Source organism: uncultured Chitinophaga sp., assembly GCF_937874145.1.
Classification (GTDB): Bacteria; Bacteroidota; Bacteroidia; order Chitinophagales; family Chitinophagaceae; genus Chitinophaga.
This window is the reverse complement of record NZ_CALNBI010000290.1, coordinates 1-5,133: the sequence shown is the minus strand read 5'-3', so window position 1 is coordinate 5,133 and position 5,133 is coordinate 1. Positions and strand designations below refer to the sequence as shown.

Genomic DNA, 5,133 nt, shown 5'->3' with positions numbered 1-5,133 from the left:
GAAACCGGAAGCGATCCAGAACCTGAAGGAAATCATCTGGGAAAGCGACGGCGTGATGATCGCCCGTGGCGACCTCGGCGTGGAACTGCCCGTTGAGATGGTGCCCATGATCCAGAAAGACATTATCCGCAAGTGCATCCACCGCGCGAAACCGGTGATCGTGGCTACGCAGATGATGGAATCCATGATCGACCGCACCCGCCCGAACCGCTCCGAGATCACCGACGTGGCCAATGCCGTGCTGGAAGGCGCAGACGCCGTGATGCTGTCCGGCGAAACCGCTACCGGCAACTATCCCACGCTGGTTATCCAGACCATGCGCAAGATCATCGGTGAAGTAGAGAAGGAAAGCATCATTTACAACCGCAACCTGATCCCCCACCGCCACTCCCCCACCTTCCTCAGCGACGCGCTGTGCTACAACGCCTGCAAAATCGCGGAAGACCTGGAGGCAGACGCGCTGATCGGTATGACGCAGTCCGGCTACACCGGTTTCATGCTCTCCAGCTACCGTCCGAAATCCCCGCTGTTCATCTTCACCAAGGAGCGTTCGCTGGTAAACCAGCTGAGCCTCAGCTGGGGCGTTCGCGCGTTCTACTACGGCGAAGAGGAAAGCCTGGACGATATCATCTCCGACCAGATCAACATCCTGAAAGAGCGTGGTTTCGTAAAAGCGAACGACGTGGTGGTGAACACCGGCAGCACGCCCGTAAAAGAGCACCTGCCCACCAACATCCTGAAGATCACACGAGTTCCCGAATAATCGAGGGCACTTCATAAAAGAAAATCCCGTTCCGGCCTGGAACGGGATTTTTTATGCCCACAATCGGGCTACACGACGGTTAGAGGACCGATAGAGCGGCAATCTTCCTTGTTTTAGCGAGGGTTATCCTTCCCTTTTGTAGGTCAGCGCATACACCGCGATACCGATCCCGGTGATGGCGAGCCCCGCGATGCAGACGCCGGTCCATTTGCCGATGCCCCACACCCAGAGGCCGATGCCGGAACCGAGGGAGGTGCCGAGGAAGGAGGCCGTCATGAATACGGTGTTCATCCGGTTACGGGCTTCCGGCAGCAGGGCGTAGATACGGGTTTGATTGGAGACGTGCACGCCCTGGAGCCCCAGGTCGAGCAGTACGATCCCCGCAACAATACCTATTATGGAATAGCTGAAAACCCAGCATATCAGGTAAGAGGCGAAAACGAGCGAAATGCCGTAGCCGATGGCGATGCGCGGATTCTTCTTGTCCGCGATCCGCCCGATGAGCGGGGCGCCGAGCGCACCGGTGGCGGCCGCCAGCCCGAGGAGGCCTATCACATCGCTTCCGTAATTGTATGGCGGGTTACTCAATAAGAATACGGAAGTCGTCCAGAACAGGCCGAAAACCGCGAAACAGCAGGCGTTGATAACCGATGCCTCCCGCAGCAAAGGCTGTTCTTTCAACAGCTGCAATACCGACTTCATCAGCGCACCGTAAGTCCCGGAAAACGCCGGTCGGCTTACCGGAAACGAAAGCATCATCACCGCCATCATGGCGAAAGACATGGCCGCCGCGATCCAGAACATCGCCCTCCAGCCCAGGTGCTGGCCCACAAAACCGCTGATCGTGCGCGACAACAGGATGCCGATGAGCAGCCCGCTCATGATCACCCCGATCACCTTGCCCCGCTTCGAAGGCTCCGCCAGCGACGCCGCCATGGGCAGGATCAGCTGCGGCACGATCGACGTGAAACCGATAATGAAACCCGTAATCTTCAGCATCGTAATGTTGAAAGAAAGCGCCGCCGCCGCAAGGGCCGCTACCGCGCAGCCCGTCATGACGAGGATCTGGCTGCGCCGCTCAAGCTTGTCGCCCAGGGGTACGCAGAAAAGCAATCCCAGCGCATATCCGATCTGTGTGAAGAAAGTCACCTGCCCCGCGTTGGATTCGGTTACGTTAAATTCCCGGGCGATAAGTACCAGCAGGGGTTGTGCATAATAAATGTTCGCAACGATCAGGCCGGTGCAGATAGCCATGACCGCAATATTCCATTTGCTCAGAGACATGTTCCGTACGTTCAGGCTGCAAAGGTACGGCATTCGCCGAAAGTGGCCGCGACGGTAAAATCCTTACCTTTAAAGTATGAGTTTCGAGAGCATATACCCCTACAACGGAGAAACCATCGCCAGCTATCCGGCGCACACGCCCGAACAGCTGCAGGACAAGCTGAAGGCGGGCCACCGCGCATTCCACGCCCTCCGGCAGGCTGGCGTCGGCCAGCGGTCGGAATGGATGAAGCAGGTGGCGGAACTGCTGAAGTCTCAGGTGGACCGGCACGCTGAACTGATCACCCGCGAGATGGGCAAAACGCTGAAAGAAGCGAAGGCGGAGGTACTGAAGTGCGCTTCCACCGCCGAATATTACGCCAACAACATCGAAAGCCTCCTCCAGCCGCGGATCATCGAATCCGATGCGCGCAAAAGCTACGCCGCATTCGAACCGAAAGGCATCATACTCGCCATCATGCCCTGGAACTTCCCGTTCTGGCAGGTGTTCCGCTTCGCGATCCCCAACCTCCTGGCCGGCAATGCCGCCGTCCTCAAACACGCCAGCAACACCAGCGGCTGCGGACTGGCCATCGAAAAAATATTCCTGGAAGCGGGCTTCCCGGAAGGGTCTTTCCAGGCTTTGCTGGTATCGTCGAAAGACATCGAGCCCATTATCGCCGACGCCCGCGTGCAGGGCGTTACGCTGACCGGCAGCACTCCCGCCGGGATGAGCGTAGCGGCACTGTCCGGGAAACACCTGAAGAAAACCGTGTTGGAACTGGGCGGCAGCGATCCCTTCATCGTCCTTAAAGACGCGGATATCAAAACGGCGGCCGCCACGGCCGTCAAAGCCCGGATGCAGAACGCAGGGCAATCCTGCATCGCGGCCAAACGCTGGATCGTGGAGAAAAGCATTGCGGAAGATTTCACGCAGCAGGTGCAGAGCATTATTTCCTCCATGAAACAGGGCGATCCCTTCCTCCCTGATACCGACCTCGGCCCCATGGCCCGCCCCGATCTCGCCAATGAACTGAACGGACAATTGCAAAGCACCCTCTGGCAGGGCGCCGAGTTGCTGGCAGGCGGGGAACAGGACAAAGCGAACTTCACCGCTACCTTGCTGTCTGGCGTAAAACCCGGTATGACCGCCTTCGATGAGGAAACTTTCGGCCCGCTGGCCGTGGTCATCACCGCCAACGACGAGCAGGACGCCATCCGGCTGGCGAACAATACGCCCTTCGGGCTCGGCTCCTCCATCTGGACCAAAGACCTCGAAAAAGCCGCGCGGCTGGCGCCTTTGATCGAAAGCGGCAACGTGTTCGTCAACGCCATGGTCCGGTCCGACGCGCGCCTGCCTTTCGGCGGCATCAAGCAGTCGGGTTACGGGCGCGAGCTATCCATCGAGGGTGTACATGAGTTCCTCAATATCAAAACTGTTTACATCCAGTAATTGCTTTATTTCCTGCGTACCGGTTCAATACTGACTTCCGCCGGGGTGGCATAGTCTTTCCAGAGGTTCTCCGCCTTCCCGGGCGTCATTTCCCCGTCGAATGCCACAATGCGGTAGCGCTGCGCGTACGTTTGTCCGGGTACGAGTGGCCAGGGTTTGTTTTTCGTGGGACTGAAGTTCGCGAACACCTGCCCGTGCTGGTCCTTTTCAGGCCACACGCGCACCGGCTGCGGCATTTCCCTGGCCACTCGTACCCGGACAAACGCGGAGCGGTTGCGGGGCATTGAAGTTGTTGGGATCGGAAAGCACGAGGAGCCCGCCTTTGCCGTCTTTCAATTCGCCCTGGATGATGAACCACCGCGCCAGGGAGCCATCGGCATCTTTGCGGGTCTTCCCTTCGGAGGTGATGACTTTGCTGTTGGCGTTATTCCATTCTACGGCGCCGCGGATCGCAAACCCGCCGCCATAGCGGTATTCGTTGAGGGTGATGGGTGCTGCGGATGCGCATTGGAGGGTAGAATTGTAATCCCAGGTGATGTTTTCATCAGGCCTGCCGTATACGATCACTTCCAGTTCTTCGGTCATGGCGGTGCGATCGGGGTTTCCGAGGACCACATAGTCCTGCACCTGCCGGAATCCGCCGAAAACCTGTCCGCTGGTGCGGCGGTTGCGGGCGGATGCTACAGGGAGCACGGTGCCGGAGCGTTTGGCCAGGTTCCAGAAATCGACCGTTTTGCCTTCGAACTCCGTGTCGGTCCAGGGGCTCCAAATGCCGAGGTGGTGGTAGTGGTCTTTGGGATGGATCTGGGTGAGCACTTTGCCCGAGGGCGTCCACACGGGGTGAATGAAGCCACCGCGGCGGTACGCGGTATCCACTCCTGCCGGTGGGTCCATGGTTTCGGCGCGGTAATGCAGGGCGTTGGCCTTGCCATGGATGATGGTGTATCCGCCGTCTTTCTCCTCATAACTTACTCCTTCCGGGGCAGCCGCGTGCTGCCGGCCCGCAGGTGACTTTTCCCGCACGAGGTCGAATTGCCGCTCTGTTCCTGCGGGCAAATCTTCCAGCCGCCAGATCAACATGCCATCTTCCACCTGCGTGGCGTACTTCACCTTCCGGCCATTTTCCTGGCCTGTCAATTTATACGCGTAACCCTGTTCTGCATTAAAAGGTGTGCGAACGATGGAGTGGTGCCTGTCCACCGGCCCCGCTTTCACGGTAACCTTTGCAATCACCTGCGCAAACGTGGAATGGCCCCCCAAAAGGGCAAGGCAACATAGGACATAATACGGTTTAGCCATATTATAAATTATTTTTATAATATAAAATTACACATTCCGGTTGATAATCGCAATAACTGGAATTAGTGTAATTTAGTGGTATTGAACCCCAAACCCCATCCTCCCATGAAAAAGGATAAAATCATCGTATCCAACCGGAAAGCGCTGGAAGGAAAGTACGGCGCCAAACTCCCGTCTATTCTTAAGGACCTGGAAGACCTCCGGGCCGCCGATAAAGCCCGCGGGCTCAACAGCGTGATCATTTTCCTCGACGATGCGAAGGCGATGAAAAGTTACAAAGTCACGGCAGTGAAAAACGCCGCGGACGCGCGTCAGAACAAGCGCGCCATCGACGGGGTGTACAAGCACTTCCAGC

General features: G+C 57.8%; 6 protein-coding genes. 3 read left to right on the top strand and 3 right to left on the bottom strand.

Annotation, left to right across the window (positions count from 1 at the left end; translation table 11 throughout):
- A partial coding sequence (locus Q0510_RS14370) for a pyruvate kinase (RefSeq protein WP_298713057.1) occupies positions 1-763 on the top strand: 763 nt, incomplete at its 5' end.
- A 123-nt stretch (positions 764-886) separates the two neighbouring features.
- Here Q0510_RS14370 and Q0510_RS14365 read toward each other — a convergent pair.
- Positions 887-2,047, bottom strand: coding sequence for an MFS transporter (locus Q0510_RS14365; RefSeq protein WP_298713056.1), 1,161 nt, complete (start codon positions 2,045-2,047; stop codon positions 887-889).
- A 76-nt stretch (positions 2,048-2,123) separates the two neighbouring features.
- On the opposite strand from Q0510_RS14365, the gene Q0510_RS14360 reads away from it, so the two are divergent.
- Positions 2,124-3,479: an NAD-dependent succinate-semialdehyde dehydrogenase gene (locus Q0510_RS14360; protein ID WP_298713053.1), complete on the top strand. Its 1,356-nt coding sequence runs from the start codon at positions 2,124-2,126 to the stop codon at positions 3,477-3,479.
- Between the two features lie 5 nt (positions 3,480-3,484).
- Here Q0510_RS14360 and Q0510_RS14355 read toward each other — a convergent pair whose 3' ends face one another.
- Positions 3,485-3,703: a DUF6807 family protein gene (locus tag Q0510_RS14355; protein ID WP_298713050.1), complete on the bottom strand. Its 219-nt coding sequence runs from the start codon at positions 3,701-3,703 to the stop codon at positions 3,485-3,487.
- A complete protein-coding gene (locus Q0510_RS14350) occupies positions 3,687-4,778 on the bottom strand; it encodes a DUF6807 family protein (protein ID WP_298713049.1) in 1,092 nt (363 codons plus the stop codon). The genes Q0510_RS14355 and Q0510_RS14350 overlap by 17 nt, the downstream gene beginning before the upstream one ends.
- A gap of 105 nt (positions 4,779-4,883) precedes the next feature.
- Here Q0510_RS14350 and Q0510_RS14345 point away from each other — a divergent pair.
- Positions 4,884-5,133, top strand: a 250-nt coding sequence (locus tag Q0510_RS14345) for a hypothetical protein (RefSeq protein WP_298713046.1), incomplete at its 3' end; no start/stop codon positions are given.